The following is an 809-nucleotide window of genomic DNA, read 5'->3' on the forward strand; positions in this document are numbered from 1 at the left end:
CTGGACTCGCATCCGATCTCCCGTCGAGGCCGTGACGGCGGTGATATAGATGGAATCTGACTTCATCAGGCTCCGAGCCTTCCGTCTAATTCCCTGCGCTACGGAAGCCGACTTTATCCGTCCGATCCGCGCCAGCTCGACCGTCCAGCTCTCAAAGAGAGCACGATTGAGGAGTCGAAATGAAATAACTTGCGCGTTTCGAACCCTCCACAGGCCTGTGACCTGCGATGATGCTCTCGATCGCGTATTTGTTACTTCATTACGTCCCCACAGAAGCGAAGCACCACCTCACGATCGATCATCCGCCGCTGCCTGCCCAGTGCCCCGGCGGTGGCGATCGAGAATTCCGGGAGAGCGGTCAAATCGCGAAGGAAATCACGGCTACGCTTCTTGCTCATACAGTGCCGAATTTCCTGGGCATTCAGCGGCGTACCACCCGTGTTAATCCGGCGGAAGATATCGTACATGACGGGCCGCGGCGTCGAGGGATCGATGACGTTCGCGACAATCTGAGTGTTGTTAAGGCGACGACGCCAAAGCGCGGGAAGATCCTCGAATCTCTTCCCGATCACATCCCTGATGTACTCCAGTCCCTCCAGGGAGAAACCCCCGGCGCCCTCCCGTCCACCCCGGACGAAATCGTAGACGGTGGTCAGCCGCTGGACGCCGTCGACCACTCGCAACGTCCCGTCCTTGTCCTCCGCGAAATAAAAGGCAGGCAGCGGGATCTGGAGCAGAACAGACTCAATGAGCTGTGCCTTCTGAACCGGCTTCCATACCTTCAGACGCTGAAAATCCGGCGCCAGGTC

The 809-nt window shown here is 58.3% G+C and carries 1 protein-coding gene; it reads right to left on the bottom strand.

Features of this window, described 5'->3' with window-relative positions; genetic code table 11:
• Positions 1 to 251: 251 nt before the first annotated feature.
• A partial coding sequence (locus tag ACY45C_RS15885; RefSeq protein ID WP_462188368.1) for a DUF262 domain-containing protein occupies positions 252 to 809 on the bottom strand: 558 nt, incomplete at its 5' end.

The organism is Frankia sp. CcWB2 (assembly GCF_977927585.1).